This is a genomic window from Planomonospora parontospora, assembly GCA_014647935.1.
GTDB lineage: Bacteria > Actinomycetota > Actinomycetes > Streptosporangiales > Streptosporangiaceae > Planomonospora > Planomonospora parontospora.
In genome coordinates this window covers 15,453-37,037 of record BMQD01000034.1, presented here as the reverse complement: position 1 = coordinate 37,037, position 21,585 = coordinate 15,453, and the positions used below count along the sequence as shown (strand labels likewise).

The window sequence follows — 21,585 nt, the reverse complement described above, 5'->3', positions numbered from 1 at the left end:
GTCCGGACGCCGACCGGATGACGCCTTCAGCCCGCGGCCCCTGATCGTCAGGCTGGAGGGCATGACCAGCGCCCTCGTCGTCATCGACGTCCAGAACTCCTTCCTTCAGCTCCCCGACTGGCGGCACACCTCGCGGCCGGACATCGTGCACCAGGTCAACCGCCTTGCCGCCGCCGCCAGGAACGCGGGGGACGCGGTCGTGTGGGTGCTCGGCTCGCGCCCCGGGTCGGGCTCCGTCTTCGACCCGGCCCGCGGATTCGTCCGCCTGATGGACGGCATCCGGCCGCTCGACGGCGAGCCGGTCCTCACCAAGACCGCGCACAACGCCTTCACCACCACCGGCCTGCACCGGTTCCTCACCCTGCGCGGCGTCAGGAGGCTGACCGTCTGCGGCATCCGGACCGAGCAGTGCTGCGAGACCACCGCCCGCCTCGCCTCCGATCTGGGCTTCGAGGTCGACTTCGCCATCGACGCCACCGCGACCACGCCCATCCCGCACCGCGACGCCCCGGACGACGCGCCCTTCGGCGAACTCGTCCGGGACCCCCGCACCCTCGGCGTGGACGAGATCATCTCCCGCACCGCGTACGCTCTGTCGGGCCGTTTCGCCACCATCAGGACCGTGGACGAGCTCACCGGGAACTAGGAGGTGCCGGCCGTGCCCCGAGTCGTCTTCCTGCTCGTCCCGCGGGTGCATCTCCTCGACGTGGCCGGGCCCGCCCAGGTCTTCTCCACCGCCGGCGACCTCGGCCACCCCTACACCCTCACCTACGTCGCCGAGGAGCCCGAGGTCGCCACCGTCCAAGGGCTCGTCCTGCGGGCGGAGACCGCCTGGCCGTCCCTCGCCCCCGACGATCTGATCGTCGTGCCCGGCTGGCGGGGCCCGACCCGACCGGCGAGCGCCGGGACGTTGCGGCGCCTGCGCGACCACCACGCGTCGGGCGGCACGGTCGCCGGCGTGTGCGCGGGCGCCGACGCGCTGGGCCGCGCCGGACTGCTCGACGGCCGCCGCTGCACGACCCACCACACCGTCCAGGACGAGCTCGCCCGCCTCCATCCGCGGGCGGAGGTCGTGAAGGACGCGCTGTACGTCGAGGACGACCGGATCGTCACCTCGGCGGGCGTGGCCGGCGGAATCGACGCCGCGCTGCACCTGGTCGCCGCACGCCACGGACCCCGCACCGCCGGGGAGGCGGCCCGCGCCATGCTCGTCCACATGCACCGCGACGGTACGGCGGAGCAGGTCAGCCCGCTGCTGCGGTGGCGTTCGCACGTGGACGAGACGGTTCACCGCCTCCAGGACCTGATCGAGACCCGCTTCGCCGAGCGGCTGCCGCTGAGGCTGCTCGCCGAGGCCACCGGCTGCAGCGAACGGACCGTGACCAGGCTGTTCAGCCGGGCGACCGGCCTCACCCCACTGGCCTACCAGACCGCCCTGCGGCTGGAGCGCGCCGGGCACCTCCTCGAGAGGGGCGCCACGGCTGAGACCGCCGCGCGCGCGGTGGGATTCGAAGACGCCCGGGCACTGCGCAGGCTCCGCGCCCGGCCCGGCAGGACAATGCACTCGAAGGAGGCGTCATGAACGCAGGCACACCCCTGATCGACTTCACCGGGGCGACTCCGCAGCCCCGTGCGCTGGACGTCCGGTGGATTCACGGCTCACCGTCGGCCAAGCACAACACCGATCCGGACATCCAGGTCCACGCGTACGACGAGCACACGTTCATCCTGCGGCAGAACATGGCGATCGACTACGAGGCGCCGTTCCTGTTCCTGCTGTTCGGGAACGCACGGGCGGTGCTGATCGACACCGGCGCCACGGCGTCGGCCGAGTTCTTCCCCCTGCGCCGGGTGGTCGACGAACTCGTCACCGGCTGGCTCGCCCGCCATCCCCGGGAGGAGTACCACCTGCTGGTGCTGCACACCCATCCGCACGGCGACCACGTCGCCGGCGACGCCCAGTTCGCCGACCGCCCCGACACCACGGTGGTCGGCGCGGACCTGGCCACCGCCTGGGAGTACTTCGGGTTCGGCGGGGACCCCGACGCCGTGGCCCGGGTCGACCTGGGCGGCCGCGCGCTGGAGTGTCTGGCCACCCCGGGCCACCACGAGGCGGCGGTCACCTTCTACGACCGGTGGACCGGGTTCCTGCTCACCGGCGACACGGTCTACCCGGGCCGCCTCTACATCCAGGACTGGCCCGCCTTCACCCGGAGCATCGACCGCCTGATCGACTTCTGCGACCGCCGGCCGGTCACCCACGTGCTCGGCTGCCACATCGAGATGACCCGGCAGCCGGGCATGGACTACCCGATCCGCACCACCTACCAGCCCGACGAGCCCCCGCTGCAGTTGACCACCGGGCACCTGCGCGAGATCCGTGCGGCGATCGAGGAGATCGGCGACCGGCCCCGCCGGCGCGCCTGCCCCCTCTTCGTCCTCTGGCCGAACCCGTGAGCGGCACGGGCGCGCCGGACCTGCGGCCCGGTGCGCCGCCGTCAGAACGAACGCCACCTGCGACTCTCCGTCCGCCTGCTCGCCCGGCACAGCATCAGAGCCGCTCGGAGCTCGGATCCCGGCCGGCCGCAGGCTTCGGCTCCGCACGACGGCGCCGTGCGGGCGGAGCCCGGTTTCCGATCTCCACCCTCGGACAGTGGCGCATGAAGCCGACTTTCCGAAAGAACCAAATATTCAGGTGTGGCACCGTACGAAATGGGACTAGCCTCTTGCCGTGACCAAGCTCAACCAGATCCTCGCCGTCGAGAAGGGCGTCAAGTCCGACGTCCAGCGCAAGGTGACCGACGCGTATCACACGATCCAGAAGACGCCGCTGCTGTCGGGCATCTCCCGGTCCTACCAGCCGATCGACGACGAGGGTGAGCAGCTTCCGCCCGAGTCCGCCAAGGTCCAGGTCCAGGCCGAGGGCGTTCTCAAGGACGTCGGAGCGACTCTGACCCGGCTGTTCGACGTCACCGCGACGAAGGACTGGGCGAACTGCGAGGCCAGGGCGGACGTCAGGATCGACGGAACCGTTCTGCTGGCCGACGTGCCGGTGACGTATCTGCTGTTCCTGGAGAAGCAGCTGACCGACCTGCACACGTTCATCGCCAAGCTGCCGACGCTCGACCCGTCCGAGACCTGGACGCTGGACGAGAACACCGACACCTGGCGGACCGAGCCGGTCAAGACCACCCGCACCAAGAAGGTCCCCCGCAACCATGTCCTGTCCGAGGCGACCGACAAGCACCCGGCGCAGGTGCAGGTCTACAACGAGGACGTCGTCGTCGGCTACTGGACGAAGGTGTCGTTCTCCGGTGCGCTGCCGCAGCGCCGTGTCAACGAGCTTCTGGGCAGGGTCCAGAAGCTCCAGGACGCGGTGAAGTACGCCCGCGAGGAGGCCAACGGCATCGAGATCACCGACCGGCGGATCGGTGAGACCGTGTTCGGCTATCTGCTCGGGTAGCCCCATGAACCCCCGTCCCTGAGCGGACGGGTGCGCGAGGAGCGCAAGCTGAAGATGAACGTCAGACTGAACGACGGTGACAGCGGAGGTTCGACTCCTCCCCCGGGCACGAGCGGGCCCGGGTAGCCCAACCGGTAGAGGCAGCCGATCAAACTCAGACTCTCGCTCCAGAATCAGCATCGCCGTCGAGCGCCAGATCGACCGAGGTGGACTGTGATCGTTGAGATGCCGGTTCGAATCCGGCTCGGTGCTCTACCGTGCACCGGTGGCTCAATGGCAGAGCGCAACGTCGTTACGGCTGATCCACGCTCTTAAACGCCGCTGGCGCCGTGATGTGGCGGCTTCGACAGACCCCCGGGGACACGGATAGGTGCCCGGGGGTCGCTCCTTCTCCGGCGTGTCACCGCGGGAGCGGACGCCCGTTCGCCTGCCCGTCCGTCCCGCGCGCACCTGTGACGTGGTCACTTCCCGATCCCGTCGGCGAGTCCTCTGACGATGTAGCGCTGCCCGAGGAAGAACAGCAGCACCACCGGGACCGCGGCGATCGCCATGCCCGCGAAGACCACGGGGAACTCGGTGCCGTGCTTGCTCATCAGGCTCGTCAGCCCCACCGGCAGGGTCTGCACGCCGCTGCCGCTGGTGAAGACCATCGCGAAGAGGTACTCGTTCCAGGTGAACAGGATGTGCAGCAGGACCGTCGAGGTGATGATCGGCTTGCACATGGGCAGGGTGATCCGCCAGAAGGCGGTCCACCGGCCGGCGCCGTCCATCTCGGCGGCCTCGTCGACCTCGCGCGGCAGGTCGATCATGTAGGCGCGCAGGAGGAAGGTGGTGAACGGGACGCGGAAGGCCGTGTACAGGATGAGCAGCGCCCAGAAGCTGTTGTACAGGCCCATCGACTGGAACATCTTCACCAGCGGCACGAGCGCCACGGTGGGGGCGAGCATGAGCCCGCCGAGGATCAGCGCGGTGACCGTCCGGTTCATCGGGATCCGTACCCGGGTCAGCCCGTAGGCCGCCCAGGCGCTGACGAACACGGTGGCGACCGTGGACGTCACGGTGACGAGCACGCTGGTGGTCAGGTAGTCGCTCACCCCCCGGTTCCACGCCTTGCGGTAGTTGTCGAAGCTCCAGTCGACGGGGAGGGCGAAGGGGTTCCCGAAGAGCTCGGCGTTGGTCTTGAACCCGTTGAGCAGCATCCACAGCAGCGGATAGAGCACGACCACCGCGAGGCCGAGGAGGAAGGCCCACATGAACACGCGGACGATCACCCCGAGGAAGCTCAGGCGACTCACCATTCCACCCTTCTCCTGTGGGTGAACCACAGCTGCAACAGGGCGATGCCCAGTGTGATCACGAAGAGCACCGTCGCGATGGCGGCGGCGTAGCCGAAGTCGTTGCGGACGAATCCGCTGCGGTACAGCCAGGTCCCCAGCACCTGCGTCGAGTTGTTCGGCCCGCCGCCGGTCATCACCATGACCTCGTTGAACACCTGGAACGACCCGGAGACGGTCACGATCGCCATCAGCCCGGTCATCTCCCGCACCAGCGGGAGCGTCACGTGGAAGAAGCGGCGGATCGGCCCGACGCCGTCGATGGCCGCCGCGCCGTGGATCTCGGCGGGGATGCGCTGGATCGCGACGGCGAACAGCAGGGTCGAGTAGCCGAAGCCCTGCCACTGGCTCATCGCGATGATCGCGTTCATCGCGGTGCTCTCCTGGCCCAGCCAGGCCTGGGCGAGCTCCCCCAGCCCCACCGAGCGGAGCAGGTGGTTGAGCGGGCCCAGGCTCGGCTCGTAGACGAAGTAGAAGAGCAGGCCCGCGACGGTCAGCGAGATCGCCGAGGGGAGGAAGTAGACCGCCCGCAGGCCGCGCCGCCACCGCTCGCTCCGGATGCTCTCGATCAGCGCCGCGAGCACGAGCGCCCCGAACACCTGGACGGCGATGGAGACCGCCGCGTACAGCAGGTTGTTGCCGAACGAGGACCAGAAGACCGGGTCCTGCAGGAGCCTGCCGTAGTTGTCGAGCCCGATGTACTCCCGGCTCCCGCTGTAGATGTCCCACTCGAGGGTGCTGAACCACAGGTTCTGCGCGAGCGGCAGGTAGACGAAGACCCCCACCAGCACCAGGGCCGGGACGACCCACGCGAACCCGAGTGTCCTCCGCACGATGGCGCGCACCGGCTTGTCCTCCCTCCGGCCGCGGCTACTTGGCCGCCGCCGAGGCCCGGCGCACGCTCTCGAGCACCTTCTCCGGGGTCGAGCTGCCGGTGATGAGGGCCTCGCCGCCCGCCAACCACGCGTCGGCCACCTCCGGGACGGTCACCATGTCCAGCCACACGGTCAGCTTCGAGGCCTTGTTGACCATCTCGATGCCCTCGAAGACGGCCTTGCCGGAGGTCTCGGCGGTGACGGCCCCGACGACGGTGCTGGGCTGGGCGTACGGCGCGGCGGAGAGCTTCTCCGCGTTCTCCCGGCTGGTGACGAACTTCATGAAGTCGACGGCGAGCGCCACGCGCGGCGACCTGGCGTTGATCAGGTAGCCCTCGGGCGCGCCCTCGATCGCCCGGGGGTCGCCGGCGGCGCCCTGCGGGACCGGCAGCGGGAAGATGCCGAAGTCCTCCGGCTTGAGCTCCCGCTCGCCGGTGACGTTCGCGAACTCCAGGATCTCCTGGTAGTACATCGCGGCCTTGCCGTTGAGGAACTTCTCCTGCGCGGTGCTGTAGAGCACGCCGTTGGTGCCGTCGCGGGTGTCGGTGCAGTCGTCGACGAGGGTCTTGAACTGCTTGAGCGCGGTGACGTAGCCGGGGTGGTCGAGCTTGGCCGTCCCGGGGTCGAAGTCGGCGTTCAGGACGTCGCCCGGCACGTGGTAGGCGAACAGCTGCTGCAGGTAGTGCAGGGCCGGCCAGCCGTCCTTGTTGCCGAAGGTGACTGGCTCGTACCCGGCCTCGCGCAGCGGGGCGCAGCTCGCCAGGAGTTCCTCGAAGGAGGCGGGCACCTTCACCCCGGCCTTGTCGAAGGCGGCCTTGTTGTAGCCCATGAACTTGCCGTTGTTGTAGAGCGGGACCCCGTAGTACCTGCCGTCGTAGGCGAACGCCGACAGCGCCGCCGGGCTGAAGGTCGCGCCCCACGGGGTGCCGGGGCCGATCACCGCGGTCAGGTCCGCCGCCAGGCCGCCGCGGACGAAGTTCTCCGCCCAGTCGCCCGTCCAGCTGAAGTAGATGTCGGGCAGGGCGTTCGACGCGGTCAGGGTCTTGGTCTTGTCCTTGACGCTCTGGTCGGTCTCCTGGATGAGCTCGACCTCCACCTCGGGGTGCATCTTCCGGTAGTCGGCGACGACGCCCTCGAAGTAGGGACTCAGGGAGTCTCCGGCGAACTTGGTCAGGACGCTCAGCGTCCCGGAGAACTCCGGGACGGCCGCGGCGTCGACCGCGGGCGCCTTCGCCGCCGGCTCGCCGGCGCAGCCGGCGAGGGTGAGCACCGAGGTCCCGACGAGTACCGCGAACGTCGTCAGCGCGCGAGAGCGCATGGGCTCTTCCTTTCTCTCGGGGTTCTCTCGGGGAAAGAGGACCGCCGGTGCGGGGCACCTCGGATCCGCCGTGGAGGTCTGCGACACGAAGCGCTTGGTGTGGGCCGACTGTACAGACGTTCTGATACCGGTACCAGACCCAAGCACAAGATCTTTTGCGGAGAGCTCGAGGCGGCACCCGCTCATCTGATCCGCTGTGAACAGCAGAGAAGGGATCACTACGGAGAAGAAGGTGTTGACGGCGCACACCGGCCTGTGCCAGCGTGACCTCCGCGTGATACCGGTATCAGGTCACAGAGCGGCACCGGCCGCAAGCGCGCCCCCGAAAGGACGAGAAGATGCTCCGATTCGACGAGCCGGAATTCCTCCGGCAGATGGCCAGCACCGTGGCGCTGCGCCCGCAGATCGAGGGACTGGTCGACCGACTCGTGGACGAGGGGTTCGACAACCTCTTCCTCGTCGGCGCGGGCGGCACCTACGCCCAGATGTGGCCGTACGAGCACCTCGCTCGGCGCTCCTCCGCCTTCCCGGTGCGCGCCGTGATCGCGGCGGAGCTGATCGCCTCCGGTGACGCGTCCCTCGGCGAGCGCTCCGTGGCGGTCTTCCCCTCGGTCTCGGGCACGACGGACGACGTCGTCCGCGCGATCGGGTACTGCCGGGCCAGGGGCGTCCGCACCGTCGGCCTCACCGGCTACCCCGACTCCCCCGTCGCCCGGGAGGTCGACGTCGCCCTCGTCTCCGAGCCGAAGGCCTGGCCCTTCGACGCGCAGATGCTGCTGTTCATGGGCCGGCTGCTGGAGCGGCGCGGCGAGTTCGACGGCTACGGCAGGCTCGCCGACGAGCTCGCAGGCCTGCCGGAGATCCTGGTCCAGGTGGCCAGGCAGGCCGACCCGGTCGCGGCCGCCTTCGCCGAGGCGCACAAGGAGACCGACTACCACTTCCTGGTCGGCGGCGGGAACCTGTGGGGGTTCACCTACCTGTACTCCATGTGCATCCTCGAGGAGATGCAGTGGCTGCGCACCACCCGGGTGCACAGCGCCGAGTTCTTCCACGGCTCCCTGGAGCTGATCGAGGAGGACACGAGCGTCGTCATCTTCCAGGGCGAGGACGAGACGCGCGCGCTCACCGACCGCGTGGAGTCCTTCGCCAGGCGCGTCTGCAAGGACGTCACCGTCTTCGACACCCGCGACTACCCGCTGGAGGGGATCAGCCCCGAGTTCCGCGGCCTGGTCGCCCCGCTGGTGCTCGACACCGTCCTCGGCCGGGTCAGCAAGCACCTGGAGCGGGTCCGCGACCACTCGCTCGACCTGCGCCGCTACTACCGCGTCATGGACTACTGAGCACCGCCCCCGCCCGCGCACAGGAGAATCCATGAGAGTCCTCGGCTTCGGCGACAACATCGTCGACCGGTTCGTCGACCGCGGCACCGACTATCCGGGCGGCAACAGCGTGAACGTCGCCGTCTACGCCCGCCGCCTCGGTCTCGAAGCCGCCTACCTCGGGGTCTTCGGCGACGACGACCTCGGCCGCTTCCTGGGCGAGGCGATCGCCGCCGAGGGGGTCGCCGTCGACCGCTGCGTCGTGCGGACCGGTGAGACCGGCCTGTCCCTGCTGCGCGTCGACGACGGCGACCGCGTCTTCCTCGGCTGGAACGGCGGCGGGGTCACGGTGCGGGAGCCCCTGGTGCTCGACGGCGGGCTGCTCGCCTACGTCTCCTCCTTCGGCCTGGTGCACTCGAGCGTGTACTCCCGCAGCGAGAGCGAGCTGCCGAAGCTGGCCGGGCTCGGCCCGCTGGTGAGCTTCGACCTCTCCAGCGAGGAGGAGTTCCGCACCCCCGCCTACCTCGACCGGGTCTGCCCCCACGCCGACCTGGTGCTCCTGTCGTGCTCGCACCTCGACGAGGCCGCCACCCGCGGCCTCCTGGCCGAGGCCGTACGGCGGGGCGCGGGGATCGCGCTCGCCACCCGCGGCGTGGACGGGGCGATCGCCTGCGACGGCCGTGTCACCCTCACCGCCCCGGCGCTCCGGGTGGCGGGCCCGCGGGGGATCGTCGACACGATGGGCTGCGGTGACGCCTTCCTCGCCGGTTTCGCGGTCTCGCTGCTGCACGACGGCTGGGCTCCGGACGCCCCGCCGCGGCGCCGCATGATCGAGGACGCGTTGCACGCGGGAGCGCGCACGGCCTACGAGCAGTGCTTCGTCGAAGGCGCGTTCGGCCGCGGCCGTCCCGCCGTGGCTAGCATGTGGCGAGCCTCCGGACACGAGGAATGAGGGAGGGGCGCGACCCATGCCGTCTGACCGGGACGAGACACCGGCGCAACCGACGATCTCCGAGGTGGCCGCCGAGGCCGGTGTCGGCCGAGCGACCGCGGCGCGCACGCTCGGCGGGTACGGATACGTCAGCGCGGAGCTGCGGGAACGGGTGCTGGCGGCGGCCGACAGGCTCGGCTACCGTGCGAACGCACTCGCCCGCAGCGTGTCGACCGGCGTCAGCCACACCCTGGGGGTGATCCTCGCCGACATCGGCAACCCCTTCTTCGCCGGGGTGATGCGCGGCATCTCCGACACCTCCCGGGCCCGGGGGTTCGACACGATCGTGCTGAGCACCTACGAGGACCTCGAGGAGGAGGTCGCGGCGGTGAACGTGCTCATCGACAAGCGCGTCGACGGCGTCATCATCGCGTCGACCGCGGTCGGCCGGGGCGAGGTCGCGCACATCCAGGCGGCCCTGGACCGCGGCATCCCCGTCGTCCTCGTCGACCGGGCGGTCGCCTCGCTCGACCTCGACGCGGTCGTCATCGACAACCGTGACGCGGCGCGGGGGGCGGTCGAGACGCTCATCGAGGCCGGCCACCGCCGCATCGGGTTCGTGTGGGGACCGCCCGCGGCGCAGGTGCCCGCGACGCGGCGGGAACTGCTGGCGGAGGCGTCCCGCAACCTGTGGACCGACGGCGAACGCCTGCGCGGCTATCTCGACGCGCTCGACGACGCACGCATCCCCTTCGACCCCGAACTGGTGATGGTCGGCCGGAAGACCGAGGACCGGGTGACCCGGGAGGTCGCACGGATGCTCGCCCTCCCCGACCGGACGACCGCGCTGTTCTGCACCGAGACCGAGGCGGTGACGGGGGCCCTGCGGGCCCTGCGGGCGGCGGGTCTCGCCTACCCGCGCGACGTCGCGCTGATCGGCTTCGACGACAGCGCGTGGGCGGCGGTCATGGATCCGCCGCTGACCATGATCGAGCAACCCGTGCACCGGCTCGGCGCGAAGGCGGCCGAGGTGCTCCTCGACACGATCGGCGGCGCCGAGCCCGCCCGGACGATGCACACGCTCCGTTCGCGCCTCGTCGTGCGCTCTTCGGTCGCTCCGCCGCCCGGTTCCTGACCGTCCGCGCCGGAGCGGCCCGCCGGGCCGCCCGCGCCGGCTTCCGGCGGGTTCCGATCCGCCCGCGGTGCCGGCGGAGCACGGCCTTCACGGTCGTCCGGAGTGTCAGCTCCCCGCCTCCGCACGGGCCGCGACGATCCGGGCGACCTGGGCCGGCGGGATCCCGGTCGTGTCGACGACCTGCGCCTCACGGCTCAGCCAGGACAGGGCCCGGCGGTAGTCCGGAAGATGGTCGAGCCTCCACTGCCGGGCTCCGGCCTCGACGGCGTCCGTCTCGATCCGGTGGATCAGGGTGTCGTCGTCGCTGTGGAGCACGAAGTGGTGGACGGGGATGCCGGCCTTCTCCAGGCCGAGGCGGATCTCCGTCCAGTACTCCTCGACGAGGACCGTCTGCGGGATGACGAGCACACCGCCGAGGTAGGCGAGCAGCTGCACGGCGGTCTGCACGACCAGCCCGCGCCACGGGGGCCACTGCTGGAAGTTCCGGACCTCGGGCAGGCCCGGAACGGCGCGCAGCATGTAGCCCACGTACTCGGCGTCGAAGACCCTCGCCCCCGGGACGATCCCGGCGAGCTCTTCGGCGGTGGTCGTCTTGCCCGCGCCGAAGGTCCCGTTCAACCAGATGATCACGGCCTCAGCCTAGCCGCGCGGTCGCGGTGGAGCCCGGAACATTCGGTTTGTCGGTGACGATCTCTACTGTCCCGCCCATGACGAGTGCGACGCAGGCGTACAGGTACGCCTCGCCTTCTACCTTGATGAACGGGCGTCCGGGGTTGTCGACGTCCGGCGGCAGGGCCCTGCCCTCGGCGGGCACCACGCGGGTCCGCGCCGCCGCGGAGGCGGACCGGTGACCGCCTGGCAGGAGGTGCGCGACCTCATCACCGAACGCGACATGAGGGGACTGGTCGAACGCGTGGCCACGCTGTCCGAGGCCGAGCGCGCCGAGGTGGGAGGGCGGCTCCCGGAGTTCCTCAAGGAGATGCGCGAGACCGCCGCCCAGCTGGCCCGGGAGGGCCGATCGGACGGCGGCCGCCGGGATGAGGAAGACGAGTGGGCACTGAGGGAGATCCGCTGGGAGGTGAACGACGCGGTCGCCGAGTTCGGAGCGCTGCTGCGGATCGCGGGCGCGGGCACGATCACCGGTCCCGCCGCCGCGGCCGCCTGGCTGACGCGCCGCGAGCTCGCCCGCCGGTGGACTCCGCAGCCGGACCCCGCCGACGTGGTCCGGGTGACGGCCACCCGGACCGCGGCCTGGCGGGGCGAGGTGGCGCGCCGGCTCGCCGGGAGGATCCGCACGGTGCGCGATCCCGCCGTCCCGCTGGCGCTCGCGCTGCTGCGCGACTCCGGTTGCGAGCCGCCCGAGCACGACCCGCTCGTGGTCGCCTGGCTCTCCGCCCCGGCGGTCGACGACGACCCGCTGATCGGGCCGCTGCTCCCCAGGATCTTCGAGGCGCAGGGAGCGGGCCGCGCCCTGCGGGATGAGCGGTCGGCCCCCTCGCGCACCCGGTGGCTCTCCCTGTTCCAGCGGCTCCTGGCGTCCGGCCGGATCTCGCGCAAGGAGGTCCTCGACGGGTGCGTGAGCCGCTTCCTGCGTGGCGGTGACGCCCTCGACCTGCGCTTCTTCGTCCGGCTGCACGAGCTGGTCGATCCGGCTCCCGAGGAGGCCGCCGAGCGGGCCCGCGACTACCTGCGGCTCCTGCCCGCCGCTCCCGGGCCGGTGGCCGAGCTGGCGCTCGCCCGGCTGCGCCGTACCGGGCCGCACGACGCCGCCGACACCGCCGAGGCGATCGGCGCGCTGACCTTCCGCGCCGAGGCGAAGCTGGCCCGCACGGGGCTGAGCTGGCTGGACGAGGAGGTACGGCGGGCACCCGAGCGCGCCGGGGAGCTGGCGCCCGCGCTCGCCACGGCGTTCGCGCACGCCTCCTACGACGTCCAGGGTCGCGCGGCCCAGATCGCGCTCAAGCGCGCCGCCGCGTTCGGCGCCGCTCCGGAACCGATCATCGGGGCCGTCCCCCTGCTGCCTGCGGCGCTCGGCGCGCGGGTGGCCGCGGCGTTCGGCGGCGAGGCCGCGCAGGAGGAGGAGCCGGAGCCGTTCGTCCCCGCCGTGCTGCCCGTCCTCACGGAGCCCGGCCCCTTCCCCTCCCCCGCCCTGCACCCGGGCGAGCGGTACGGCCTCGGCTGGGTGGAGCTCGAGCAGTGGCTGGCCGCCTTCGTCACAGGGGCGTGGCACGACCGCGCGGCCCTGCGTGAGACGTTGGCGCCCGTCTTCGGCGGCGCGCTTCCCCGGGGATACGGCAGGGAGGGCCTCTACGCCAGGGAGCGCTGGACCTCCTGCGAGCAGTGGACCGCCGCCCTCGCCAAGGAGGTGATCGCTCCCGGTTCCGATCCCGGGGTGCCCGATCCGGAGCCCGTCGATCCCTGGGCGGGCGCGAGCTTCTCGGTGAGCGTCGTCGCCGTGCCCGCGGACGAGCGGGTGGAGACGGCGGAGGACGACGGGGCAGAGGGCGGGCCCGCCTTCGCCGACCTGCCCGGGCACGTGCGGGACGAGATCTTCCGGGGGATCGAGGAGGCCGGGGTCTCCCCCGAGCGGGTGGCGGCGCTGCGCGACGGCCTGCCCGAACCCCCTCCCGGGCCCGACGAGCCGGACTACAGCGTGTTCATCTCCTCCATGAGTCACTCGCCGCTGTTCGGCGGTCGCGGGGAACCCGATCCCGCGGTGGAGCTCCGTCGGCGGCTCCGGCTCCCGGAGCCCTCGTGGATCTCACCGCCGCACCTGTTCCTGCTGCGCCGGCTCAGCGAGATCTACACGGCGCTGCGCCGGGACGCGCTGCCGCCCGTCCTGCTGGCGACGCCCACGGTGCTGACCGGTCACCTCCACCCTGATGTGCTGGTGGACCGGTTGGAGACGTGCGCGGCCGCGGGCGCCGACCCGCTCGCCGCCGACCTGCAGCAGGCGCTGCTGCGGCTCCCCCGGGGCGCGCACCCCGGCGCCGCCGGACGCGCCGCGCGCGTGGACTCGCGGGTCGCGGCGCAGGCCGCCGCCTGGCTGGCGTCGGGCGGTCCGCCCGATCCGGAGACCGGTGTGAAGTGGGGTTACCACGAGGACGGCCGCAGACATCTCTTCGAGGAGCGCGAGCCCCGTCAGCGCGTCGGCGAGCCGCGGCTGGTGCCGGTGCTGCGCGCGGAGCCGACCGGGCACGACCTCATCGACGAGTTGCTGCGCGAGGTGCCGGACTGGTCCGGAGAGGACCACGGCGAGGGCATGGGCTGGTGGCCGTCGGTGCTGCCGTCGCACCGCGAGGTCGTCGCCGTCCAGTATCTGCCCCACCTGCTCCACCGGTGGAACCGGCCGACGGTCGATCCGCCGCATCTGGCGGCCCTGGCCGAGGCGGACGGCCCGCTCGGCGACGCGACCGCGCTCATCCTGGCCTACTTCCTGGCCGCGCGGCACGCGGAGGCGGTGCCGCTGCTGCTGCGGATGGCGTCCCGGGGGGACCTGCCCGCCGAGGCGGTGGGCCGCCAGCTCGCGTTCCTGATCCGCCGGGCCCGCTTCGAGACCCGCCCGGTGCTCGCCGCCCTGGCCGAGGCCGCCCGCCGGGGAGCACCCGGGCAGGTCTGGGAGATCCTCCGGGGCATGCTGCCGCCCCTGCTGCCCGGCGAGGGCGAGCGGCCGAACGTCACCCACTCCGAGGCGGTGGCGCTCGCCGCGGACGTGGCCGTCTGGGCCGGGGCCCGCGGTGAGATCCCGGTCGTGTCGGCGTTCGCGGCGAGCGGCCGCGGCAGCCGCTTCGCCCGGGAGTGCGAACGGCTGCGCGACCGGCTCCGCTGACCGCGGTCCGGCCGTTCACCCCAGTGGGCGGCCGGACCTCGGCCTCCGGGGGCGGCCGCCCGGAAGGCCGGGGAAGGCATGGAAAGCGTGGATAGCATCACTCGTATGAAGGATCCCCAGACCGTCACGCTTCCCCACGGCGGCAACCTGAGTTGTGACACGTGCCAGAGCGAGCTGTTCGAACACCACCGGTGGAAGCTCCAGACCACGGGGATGTCGTTCATGAACCTCGACTGGGCCAACCGCGACGCGACGTGTTTCGTGTGCACGACGTGCCGCCGTATCCACTGGTTCCACCTGTGATCCGGTTCCGTCCCTGACCGGGGGGCGCGGCCCCGCGCCCCCGGGTCCGCCCGTCCCCGCGGGATCACACCGTGTCGTCGTCCTGGGCGTGGTGGTCGTGGTCGGTCTCCCCGCGCTTCCAGTAGCCGTCGACGTCGACCTGCTCCTTGGCCAGCCCGCGTTCCAGCCGCAGGTGGCGGCGGATCGGCTTGAGGGTGTTCGCCTCACCCGCCACCCAGGCGTAGCCCGTGCCCGGCGGGAGGACGGCCGCCCGGACGGCCCGCTCCAGCAGGTCGGTCGTGCCGGGGGCGGCGTCGCCGCGGTGCAGCCAGGTCAGGGCCAGGTCGGTGCGGGTGGCGAACCGCTGTTCCTCCTCCGGGCCGGAGACCTCGGCGAACGCGACGGCCTTCACCCCGGCGGGCAGCGCCTCCAGCCAGCGACCCAGCGCAGGGACCGCCGTCTCGTCCGCGGCCAGCAGGTACCAGTCGTACACCGGCGGCACGACCTGCGAACCGCGCGGGCCGAGGACCCCGATCCGCATGCCGGGCTCGGCGCGGTCCGCCCAGGCGGAGCCCACCCCCTCGCCGTGCACGACCATGTCCACGTCCAGCTCCAGGACCTCGGGCCGGTGGTGGCGGACGGTGTAGTCGCGCGTGATCGGCTTGACGGGGGCGTCCACCCACATGTCGTCCTCGATGACGGGCGCTGTCGGCAGCTCGGCGCCGGGCTCGGCGAAGCAGAGCTTCACGTGGTCGGTCGGCGCCTGCTCGCGGAAGCCCGCGAGTTCGGGACCTGTCAGGGTGACGCGCACGGTACGGGGGGTGATCCGGACGACGCGTCCGACCTCGAGCAGCCGGTAGGCGAGGGGGTGGCGGACGATGGCGGGGCGCGGCGGGGTCACGGTTCTCGAAGTCCCTTCGGGAAGGTCGGCCCGCCCGGCACCGCGGCAGTCGCTCGGGGCAGGGCCCTTCCGGTGGCAAGCCACAGGTGATCTGCAAATTTACTTAGGATAGCCTATCCTAATTAATTCGTGGTGAGATGGCAGGACTGTGTCGGGCAGGGAGCGCTGAAACCCGTTTCCGTGGGTAGAGTGCGCGTTCATGACGGCCACCGCGAGGACGAGCCGGCGGACCGGCGGGTTCGCCAGAGGATGGGCCGGGGCGCGGCGCCGGCACGGCTGGCTCGACCACCTCGTCCGGGCCGGCGTCCACTACGACCGGACCGACGCGGGCCGCCTCTCGGCCGGGATGACCTACTACGCGTTCTACGCCACCTTCGCCCTGGCCCTGCTCGGCTTCGTGATCATGGGCCACGTGCTGGACACGCCCGCCGCGATCGGTGAGGTGGAGCGCTACCTGAGCGACACGTTCCCGCGCCTGGACGTGCAGGCGCTGCGCGACGCGCGCGACACGGCCGGGATGATCGCCTCGTTCGGCCTCCCCCTGACCGGCCTGTTCTGGATCGACTCCATGCGCTCCTCGATCCGCGCGGTCTGGGGCCTGGAGCAGTATCCCGGCAACTTCTTCCTGCGCTGGCTCATCGACCTGGGCGTGCTGGTCGCCCTCGGGCTGCTGCTGTCGATCTCGCTGGCCCTGTCGTTCGGCGCCCAGACCGCGCTGGCCTGGCTGATCGAGGCGACGGTCGGCACCGAGGCGGTGCCGGCGCGCTGGACGCTGTCGGCGGCCGCCTTCGTCCTCGGCATCGGCGTGAACCTGCTGCTGTCGACGGCGCTGCTGACACTGACGCCCCGGCTGCACCTGTCGCCCCGCCGCGTCGTCGTGCCGGCCCTGGTCATCACGGTCGGGCTGGAGCTGCTGAAGACGGTCGGGCAGGTCTACCTCAACATCAGCTCGGCGAACCCGGCGTACCAGGTGGTCGCGGGCGCGGTGGGCATGCTGCTGTTCCTCAAGCTGCTCAACATGCTCATCCTGTTCGCCGCCGCCCACGCCGCGACCGGCCGTCACGGCACGGCCGTCGACCTGACCACCCGGCGGCGCGTCGGCGAGCCGCGTACGGAGGTCGTCGACGCCCCGGCGATCCCCGAGGTCAAGGCACGTCCGCGGCGGACCGCACCCCGCCGGTACGACCTCAGGTCCCGGCGGGTGCGCTGAACCGGCGGTCTCCGCCCGGCCGACGGCCGGTCGGAGGCCGGTCGGCCGTCAGTCGGCCGTCAGCGGGCCGAACTCCCTGCGGGTGTCGATCACCTCGCCGAAGAGCTCCCACCGCTCGCCCTTGAACCGCATGAGCCGCATGGACTCGATGGGGAAGCCGTCGTCCGGTCCGGTGCTCATCGTCACCCCCGGCAGCAGCATGCCGACCTCGACTCCGGAGAGGTTGCGCATGGAGTCGCGCAGCCCTTCGCGCGTCGGGCACTTCGCCGCCTCCATCGTCTTGTGGAAGCTGCTGGCCACCGCCCAGCCGAAGGCGTGGTAGGGGACGCTCGGATCGGCGTCGGGCGCGTACTGCTTCAGCTTCGCGCGGTAGAGCGTCATCTCCGGGTCGTTCTCCCACTGCGGGTCGACGGGGTCCTTGTAGTAGGTGGCGGAGACGACGCCCTGCACGTTCTCGAAGCCCACCGGCCGGAGCACGGTGATCGAGGCGGCGACGTTGTTGACGATGTGCAGCGGGTTCCACTTCGTGTTCCTGGCGTCGGCGGCCAGCGCCTGGGAGCCGAACCTGGGCGTCGTCACGTTGAGCAGCACGTCGGCCCCGGACTGGGCGAGGTTGCGCATCTGGGGATCGACGCTCGGGTCGGAGACCTCGTAGCTCTGCTCCGCGACCACGGTGATCCCGCTGCCCTCGATGGCCTTCCGGAACCCGCCGAGCAGGTCCTTGCCGAAGTCGTCGTTCTGGTAGAGCACCGCGACCTTGGCGTCCGGCCGCTCCTGCTTCAGGTACTGCGCGTAGACGCGGGCCTCGGAGACGTAGTTGGGCTGCCAGCCGATGGTCCACGGGTGCCGCGTGTCGGTGCCCCACTTCGACGCGCCGGTCGCGACGAAGACCTGCGGCACCTTCCGCTGCCCGGCGTAGTCCCAGGTCGCCGTCGTCGAGGGGGTGCCCAGCGTCTGGAAGAGCGCGAACACCTGCTCCTGCTCGACCAGCCTGCGGGCCTCCTCGACGGCCTTGGGCGGCTGGTATCCGTCGTCGCGCACCACGAACTCGACCTTGCGTCCGCCGATCCCGTTCTGCTCCGCGTTGACGTAGTCGAAGTACGCCTTGATGCCCTTGGGGATGGCGCCGTACGCGGAGGCCGGCCCCGACAGCGGGTAGATGCCGCCGAGTTTGATGCCCGTGTCCGTGATGCCGGTGGTCTGCTGGCCCTGGCACCCGCCCGCGGCCGTCGTCGCCCCTGCTCCCGCTCCCGGGTCCTCCCGTCCTCCGCAGGCCGCCGCCGCGAGCAGCAGGCCCGCCGTCACCGCCGTACGGCCGATGGCAGACAACCGCATGTCCTACCCCTTCCGGAGGATCCTCATGGTCGAGCGCGCCAGGCGTGCCGCCAGCCCGGCGAGACCGGCCGGCGCGACGTACATCACCGCGATGATCAGCAGCCCGAAGACCACGCCGGGTGCGGCCTCGTTGACGTCCTGGGAGATGCTCGGCACGAACATCACGAACAGACCGCCGAGCAGCGGGCCCGCCAGGGATCCCAGGCCGCCGACGACGATGCCCGCCAGCAGGGTGATCGAGAGCGTGACCGAGAAGGAGTCCGGGGAGACGAACCCGATGACCCAGGTGTAGACGGAGCCGGCCGCTCCGGCGAACATCGCGCTCCAGGCGAAGGCGAGCGTCTTGTGGAACGACAGCCGCACGCCCATCACCTCGGCCGCCGCCTCGTCGTCCCGGACGGCGTGCAGGGCGCGGCCGACCCGTGAGCGCAGCAGACCGCGGGCCAGCAGGAAGGTGACGACGGCCACCGCCAGCGCCAGGAAGTACAGCCACTGGTCCTCGGCCAGCCCCGTCCACGCCGGCGGCGCCGGTTTGCCGAGCGTCAGCCCCATGGAGCCGCCGGTCACCGACTCGAACCGCTTGAGCAGCGGCACCAGGAAGACCGCGATCGCCAGCGTCACCAGGGCCAGGTAGAGGCCGTGCAGCCGTACGGCGGGCAGCCCGAACGCCAGGCCGAGCGCGAACGCCGCCGCGGCGGCGACCGGCAGGGTGGCCAGGTGGGGCGCGTCCCATCGGTCGATCATGATCGCGGTCCCGTAGGCGCCCACGGCGAAGAAGGCGCCGTGGCCGAGGGAGATCTGACCGGCGTGGCCGACGAGGAGGTTCAGGCCGAGCAGCGCCACCGCGTAGACCAGCACCATGGTGAGCTGGAAGACGTGGAAGGGCACGAGCTGGAACGGCAGGTAGCAGGCCACCGCCAGCAGCGCCGCCACCGCGAGGCGCCCCCGGTGCGCGGTGACGGCGCGGACCAGGGCGCCGCGTCGCCCGGCGGCCGGGCCCGCCGCCACCGGCTTCCCCACCGTCTCCGATTTCTCCGCCGTCATCGGCTCCCCTGCCGTCTCCGCCGGCCCGCTCATGCCCGCTCCACCGCCGCCCGCCCGAACAGGCCCTGCGGCCGCAGCAGCAGCACGCAGAGGATCACGGCCAGCGGCACGCCCACCTTGAGGTCGGATCCGACGAAGCCGACGTACGCGCCGGCGAGCGTCTCGGCGACGCCGACGACCAGTCCCCCCACCACCGCGCCGCCCGGGCTGTCGAACCCGCCGAGGGTCGCCGCGGCGAAGGCGTAGATGAGGACGCCGCCCATCATGTTGGGCTCCAGGAAGAGCAGCGGGGCCACCAGGACGCCCGAGACCGCGCCGACGGTGGCGGCCAGCCCCCAGCCGAGCGCGAGCGTCCGGCCCACCCGGACGCCGACCAGCCGGGCCGAGACGGGATCGGCCGCCACGGCGCGCATCCCCAGGCCGACCTTGGTGTGCCGGAACAGCAGGTACAGCAGGCCCATTACCGCGCCGACCACGGCCAGCACGCCCAGCGTCGAATGGCTCACGGTGAGCCCGCCGGCCTCGACCGCGCCGACCGGGAACGGGTTCGGGAAGTCCTTGATGAGGAACGACCAGATCCATCCGGCGGCGGCGTTGACGAAGATGAACAGCCCTACGGTGACGATCACCACGGTCAGCTCGGGGGCGCCCTCCACCGGGCGGATGACGACCCGCTCGATCAGCATGCCGCCGGCGAAGGACACCGCCAGCGTGAGCGGCAGGGCCGCCCAGAACGGCAGGCCCGCGGCGGTGAACTGCCAGGCGACGTAGGTGGAGAACATCGCCAGCTCGCCCTGGGCGAAGTTGACGATCCCGGTGAAGCGGTGGATGAGCACCAGGGCCAGCGCCAGGCTGGCGTAGATCGCGCCGGCGCCCAGTCCCTCGATGACCTGCTGCAGGAATCCGGCCACGGCTACACCCGGTATCCGAGGTAGGACCGGGCGACCTGCTCGTCCGCCCGGAGCCGTGCCGCCGACCCCGACAGGACGATCCGGCCGCTCTCCAGGACGTGCGCCCGGTGGGCGACGTCGAGGGCGAGATGGGCGTTCTGCTCGACGACGACCACGGTGGTGCGCTCCTGCTCGTTGACCGTCCGCACGATGCGGAACAGCTCCGCGGTGACCAGCGGGGCCAGCCCCAGGGACGGCTCGTCCAGCAGGAGCAGGCGCGGCCGGAGCATGAGCGCCCGGCCGATCGCCAGCATCTGCTGCTCACCGCCGCTGAGGCTCCCGGCCACCTGCCCCAGCCGCGCCCGCAGCACCGGGAAGTAGGCGCACACGCGTTCCAGATCGGCCTCTATCCCGTCGCGGTCCCGGCGGGTGAAGGCCCCCAGGCGCAGGTTCTCCTCGACGGTCAGCGGGGTGAACGTGCCGCGGCCCTCGGGCACGTGCGCGACGCCCAGCCGGGCGAGCGCGTCCGGCGGGCGCCCGGCCAGGGCGGTCCCGTCGAGCCGGACGCCGCCGCGCACCCGGACCATGCCCGACAGCGCGCGCAGCAGCGTCGTCTTGCCCGCGCCGTTGGGCCCGAGGATGGCGCAGATCTCCCCCCGACCCACCGCCAGGTCCACCCCGTGCAGCACTCTCGCGTCCCCGTACCCGGCGTGCAGGTCCGTGACCGTCAGGAAGTCCCCGCTCATGCGGTCCCTCCGCCCGGCCGGCCGGCGCCGGCGTGCGCCCTCCGCACCCTCCGTGCCCTGGCCCGCCCGGAACAGGCGTCCGCGTATCCTCCCCGGTGTCCGCTCCGCCCGCTCATACGGCGGCCCCGAGGTACGCCTCCATGACGCCGGGGTCGCGCCGGACCTCCTCGGGCGTTCCTTCGGCGATCCGCCGGCCGAAGTTCAGGCAGACGACCCGGTCGCAGGTGCCCATGACGAAGCCCATGTGGTGCTCGACCACGACCACCGTCACGTCGAACTCCTCGCGGACGGCGCGCAGCGTGCCGGCGAACTCCCCGACCTCCGCGGAGTTGAGCCCGTTGACGGGTTCGTCGAGCAGCAGCAGCCGGGGGCGGCCGGCCAGCGCCCGGGCGAGTTCCACCCGTTTGAGCGTGCCGAACGGCAGCCCCGCCGCGGGGTGGCCCGCGACGGCGGCCAGCGCCAGCCGGTCCAGCAGCCCGTCCGCCTCGGCGCGGAGCCGGGCCTCCTCGCGGCGCACCCGGGGCAGCCGGAGCGACGCGGCGAGGAATCCCGCCCCGCCGCGGTGGTGCGCGCCGACCAGCACGTTGTCCCGCACCGACATGCGCGGGAACAGCCCGAGGTTCTGGAAGGTCCGCGCGATGCCCGCCGCCGCGATCGCGTGCGGCGGTACGGCCAGCAGATCCGCCCCCTCGTACCGGACGGTCCCGGAGCCGGCGTCGCAGCGCCGGGTCAGGCAGTTGAACAGCGTGGTCTTGCCCGCGCCGTTGGGTCCGATGAGGCCCACCATCTCGCCGCGCCGTACGGAGAATCCCACGCCGTCCAGCGCGGTGATGCCCCCGAAGCGGACGGTGAGATCGCGCACCTCCAGCATCCGGCCTCCTGAGCGCGGCGAACGGAAGAACAATGTTCTGAAGTTGGGGTCAGCGTAGGTTCCGGGTCCGGGGACCGCATTGGGCGCGGCCGCCCAAGATGC

Annotated in this window: 21 protein-coding genes; 10 read left to right on the top strand and 11 right to left on the bottom strand. The window is 72.0% G+C overall.

The window, feature by feature from the left end; translation table 11 throughout:
- The first annotated feature begins 61 nt into the window (after positions 1-61).
- From IEZ07_RS31785 to IEZ07_RS31770, 4 genes are all read left to right on the top strand, one after another.
- Positions 62-646: a cysteine hydrolase family protein gene (locus IEZ07_RS31785; protein WP_068904302.1), complete on the top strand. Its 585-nt coding sequence runs from the start codon at positions 62-64 to the stop codon at positions 644-646.
- A gap of 12 nt (positions 647-658) precedes the next feature.
- Complete coding sequence (locus IEZ07_RS31780) at positions 659-1,582, top strand: GlxA family transcriptional regulator (RefSeq protein ID WP_191898188.1); 924 nt, start codon at positions 659-661, stop codon at positions 1,580-1,582.
- Complete coding sequence (locus IEZ07_RS31775; protein WP_191898187.1) at positions 1,579-2,457, top strand: MBL fold metallo-hydrolase; 879 nt, start codon at positions 1,579-1,581, stop codon at positions 2,455-2,457. Before IEZ07_RS31780 ends, IEZ07_RS31775 begins: the two co-directional genes overlap by 4 nt.
- A 274-nt stretch (positions 2,458-2,731) precedes the next feature.
- On the top strand, positions 2,732-3,463 hold the full coding sequence (locus tag IEZ07_RS31770) for a DUF7873 family protein (RefSeq protein WP_191898186.1): 732 nt from the start codon (positions 2,732-2,734) through the stop codon (positions 3,461-3,463).
- 461 nt (positions 3,464-3,924) lie between these two features.
- Here the strand turns inward: IEZ07_RS31770 and IEZ07_RS31765 are convergent, their stop codons facing one another.
- The 3 genes from IEZ07_RS31765 to IEZ07_RS31755 are packed head-to-tail and all read right to left on the bottom strand — an operon-like array spanning position 3,925 to position 6,990.
- Positions 3,925-4,761, bottom strand: coding sequence for a carbohydrate ABC transporter permease (locus IEZ07_RS31765; protein WP_068904293.1), 837 nt, complete (start codon positions 4,759-4,761; stop codon positions 3,925-3,927).
- Entirely contained in the window at positions 4,755-5,642 is an 888-nt protein-coding gene (locus IEZ07_RS31760) for a carbohydrate ABC transporter permease (protein ID WP_191898185.1), read from the bottom strand. The genes IEZ07_RS31765 and IEZ07_RS31760 overlap by 7 nt, the downstream gene beginning before the upstream one ends.
- 25 nt (positions 5,643-5,667) lie before the next feature.
- Positions 5,668-6,990, bottom strand: coding sequence for an ABC transporter substrate-binding protein (locus IEZ07_RS31755; RefSeq protein WP_191898184.1), 1,323 nt, complete (start codon positions 6,988-6,990; stop codon positions 5,668-5,670).
- Positions 6,991-7,328: 338 nt separating this feature from the next.
- Between IEZ07_RS31755 and IEZ07_RS31750 the strand changes: the two genes are divergently transcribed.
- The 3 genes from IEZ07_RS31750 to IEZ07_RS31740 are packed head-to-tail and all read left to right on the top strand — an operon-like array spanning position 7,329 to position 10,375.
- A complete protein-coding gene (locus tag IEZ07_RS31750) occupies positions 7,329-8,330 on the top strand; it encodes an SIS domain-containing protein (RefSeq protein WP_191898183.1) in 1,002 nt (333 codons plus the stop codon).
- Between the two features lie 31 nt (positions 8,331-8,361).
- A complete protein-coding gene (locus tag IEZ07_RS31745; protein ID WP_191898182.1) occupies positions 8,362-9,261 on the top strand; it encodes a PfkB family carbohydrate kinase in 900 nt (299 codons plus the stop codon).
- A 16-nt stretch (positions 9,262-9,277) separates the two neighbouring features.
- A complete protein-coding gene (locus tag IEZ07_RS31740; protein WP_068904282.1) occupies positions 9,278-10,375 on the top strand; it encodes a LacI family DNA-binding transcriptional regulator in 1,098 nt (365 codons plus the stop codon).
- Between the two features lie 105 nt (positions 10,376-10,480).
- Here the strand turns inward: IEZ07_RS31740 and IEZ07_RS31735 are convergent, their stop codons facing one another.
- Together IEZ07_RS31735 and IEZ07_RS31730 are read right to left on the bottom strand one after the other, a co-directional pair.
- Positions 10,481-11,005 (bottom strand): P-loop nucleotide/nucleoside kinase family protein, encoded by a 525-nt coding sequence (locus IEZ07_RS31735; RefSeq protein WP_191898181.1) that lies wholly within the window; start codon positions 11,003-11,005, stop codon positions 10,481-10,483.
- A 4-nt stretch (positions 11,006-11,009) separates the two neighbouring features.
- Positions 11,010-11,192 carry a hypothetical protein gene (locus tag IEZ07_RS31730; protein WP_191898180.1) on the bottom strand — a complete coding sequence of 61 codons (183 nt, stop codon included), beginning with the start codon at positions 11,190-11,192 and terminating at the stop codon, positions 11,010-11,012.
- Positions 11,193-11,222: 30 nt separating this feature from the next.
- On the opposite strand from IEZ07_RS31730, the gene IEZ07_RS31725 reads away from it, so the two are divergent.
- Both IEZ07_RS31725 and IEZ07_RS31720 read left to right on the top strand, forming a co-directional pair.
- Positions 11,223-14,204 (top strand): DUF6493 family protein, encoded by a 2,982-nt coding sequence (locus tag IEZ07_RS31725; RefSeq protein WP_191898179.1) that lies wholly within the window; start codon positions 11,223-11,225, stop codon positions 14,202-14,204.
- 105 nt (positions 14,205-14,309) lie between these two features.
- Positions 14,310-14,507, top strand: coding sequence for a hypothetical protein (locus IEZ07_RS31720; RefSeq protein WP_191898178.1), 198 nt, complete (start codon positions 14,310-14,312; stop codon positions 14,505-14,507).
- A gap of 64 nt (positions 14,508-14,571) precedes the next feature.
- On the opposite strand, the gene IEZ07_RS31715 is transcribed toward IEZ07_RS31720, so the two are convergent.
- A complete protein-coding gene (locus IEZ07_RS31715; protein WP_191898177.1) occupies positions 14,572-15,387 on the bottom strand; it encodes a siderophore-interacting protein in 816 nt (271 codons plus the stop codon).
- A 199-nt stretch (positions 15,388-15,586) separates the two neighbouring features.
- Between IEZ07_RS31715 and IEZ07_RS31710 the strand changes: the two genes are divergently transcribed.
- A complete protein-coding gene (locus IEZ07_RS31710; protein WP_191898176.1) occupies positions 15,587-16,597 on the top strand; it encodes a YhjD/YihY/BrkB family envelope integrity protein in 1,011 nt (336 codons plus the stop codon).
- A 48-nt stretch (positions 16,598-16,645) separates the two neighbouring features.
- Here the strand turns inward: IEZ07_RS31710 and IEZ07_RS31705 are convergent, their stop codons facing one another.
- The 5 genes from IEZ07_RS31705 to IEZ07_RS31685 form a co-directional block, all read right to left on the bottom strand.
- Positions 16,646-17,932 carry an ABC transporter substrate-binding protein gene (locus tag IEZ07_RS31705; RefSeq protein ID WP_191898175.1) on the bottom strand — a complete coding sequence of 429 codons (1,287 nt, stop codon included), beginning with the start codon at positions 17,930-17,932 and terminating at the stop codon, positions 16,646-16,648.
- A 3-nt stretch (positions 17,933-17,935) separates the two neighbouring features.
- Positions 17,936-19,009: a branched-chain amino acid ABC transporter permease gene (locus IEZ07_RS31700; RefSeq protein WP_239321123.1), complete on the bottom strand. Its 1,074-nt coding sequence runs from the start codon at positions 19,007-19,009 to the stop codon at positions 17,936-17,938.
- A complete protein-coding gene (locus IEZ07_RS31695; RefSeq protein WP_191898174.1) occupies positions 19,006-19,887 on the bottom strand; it encodes a branched-chain amino acid ABC transporter permease in 882 nt (293 codons plus the stop codon). Before IEZ07_RS31695 ends, IEZ07_RS31700 begins: the two co-directional genes overlap by 4 nt.
- A 2-nt stretch (positions 19,888-19,889) precedes the next feature.
- A complete protein-coding gene (locus IEZ07_RS31690) occupies positions 19,890-20,612 on the bottom strand; it encodes an ABC transporter ATP-binding protein (RefSeq protein WP_191898173.1) in 723 nt (240 codons plus the stop codon).
- A gap of 112 nt (positions 20,613-20,724) precedes the next feature.
- Positions 20,725-21,483, bottom strand: a complete 759-nt coding sequence (locus IEZ07_RS31685) for an ABC transporter ATP-binding protein (protein ID WP_191898172.1) — start codon at positions 21,481-21,483, stop codon at positions 20,725-20,727.
- Between the last annotated feature and the right edge of the window lie 102 nt (positions 21,484-21,585).

Excerpts from the sequence above, each read along its gene's own strand:
- IEZ07_RS31690 (WP_191898173.1), bottom strand. The coding sequence starts at position 20,612 with ATGAGCGGGGACTTCCTGACGGTCACGGACCTGCACGCCGGGTACGGG.
- IEZ07_RS31740 (WP_068904282.1), top strand. The coding sequence starts at position 9,278 with ATGCCGTCTGACCGGGACGAGACACCGGCGCAACCGACGATCTCCGAG.
- IEZ07_RS31750 (WP_191898183.1), top strand. The coding sequence starts at position 7,329 with ATGCTCCGATTCGACGAGCCGGAATTCCTCCGGCAGATGGCCAGCACC.
- IEZ07_RS31785 (WP_068904302.1), top strand. The coding sequence starts at position 62 with ATGACCAGCGCCCTCGTCGTCATCGACGTCCAGAACTCCTTCCTTCAG.
- IEZ07_RS31705 (WP_191898175.1), bottom strand. The coding sequence starts at position 17,932 with ATGCGGTTGTCTGCCATCGGCCGTACGGCGGTGACGGCGGGCCTGCTG.
- IEZ07_RS31765 (WP_068904293.1), bottom strand. The coding sequence starts at position 4,761 with ATGGTGAGTCGCCTGAGCTTCCTCGGGGTGATCGTCCGCGTGTTCATG.
- IEZ07_RS31710 (WP_191898176.1), top strand. The coding sequence starts at position 15,587 with ATGACGGCCACCGCGAGGACGAGCCGGCGGACCGGCGGGTTCGCCAGA.
- IEZ07_RS31775 (WP_191898187.1), top strand. The coding sequence starts at position 1,579 with ATGAACGCAGGCACACCCCTGATCGACTTCACCGGGGCGACTCCGCAG.
- IEZ07_RS31685 (WP_191898172.1), bottom strand. The coding sequence starts at position 21,483 with ATGCTGGAGGTGCGCGATCTCACCGTCCGCTTCGGGGGCATCACCGCG.
- IEZ07_RS31700 (WP_239321123.1), bottom strand. The coding sequence starts at position 19,009 with ATGAGCGGGCCGGCGGAGACGGCAGGGGAGCCGATGACGGCGGAGAAA.
- IEZ07_RS31745 (WP_191898182.1), top strand. The coding sequence starts at position 8,362 with ATGAGAGTCCTCGGCTTCGGCGACAACATCGTCGACCGGTTCGTCGAC.
- IEZ07_RS31720 (WP_191898178.1), top strand. The coding sequence starts at position 14,310 with ATGAAGGATCCCCAGACCGTCACGCTTCCCCACGGCGGCAACCTGAGT.
- IEZ07_RS31755 (WP_191898184.1), bottom strand. The coding sequence starts at position 6,990 with ATGCGCTCTCGCGCGCTGACGACGTTCGCGGTACTCGTCGGGACCTCG.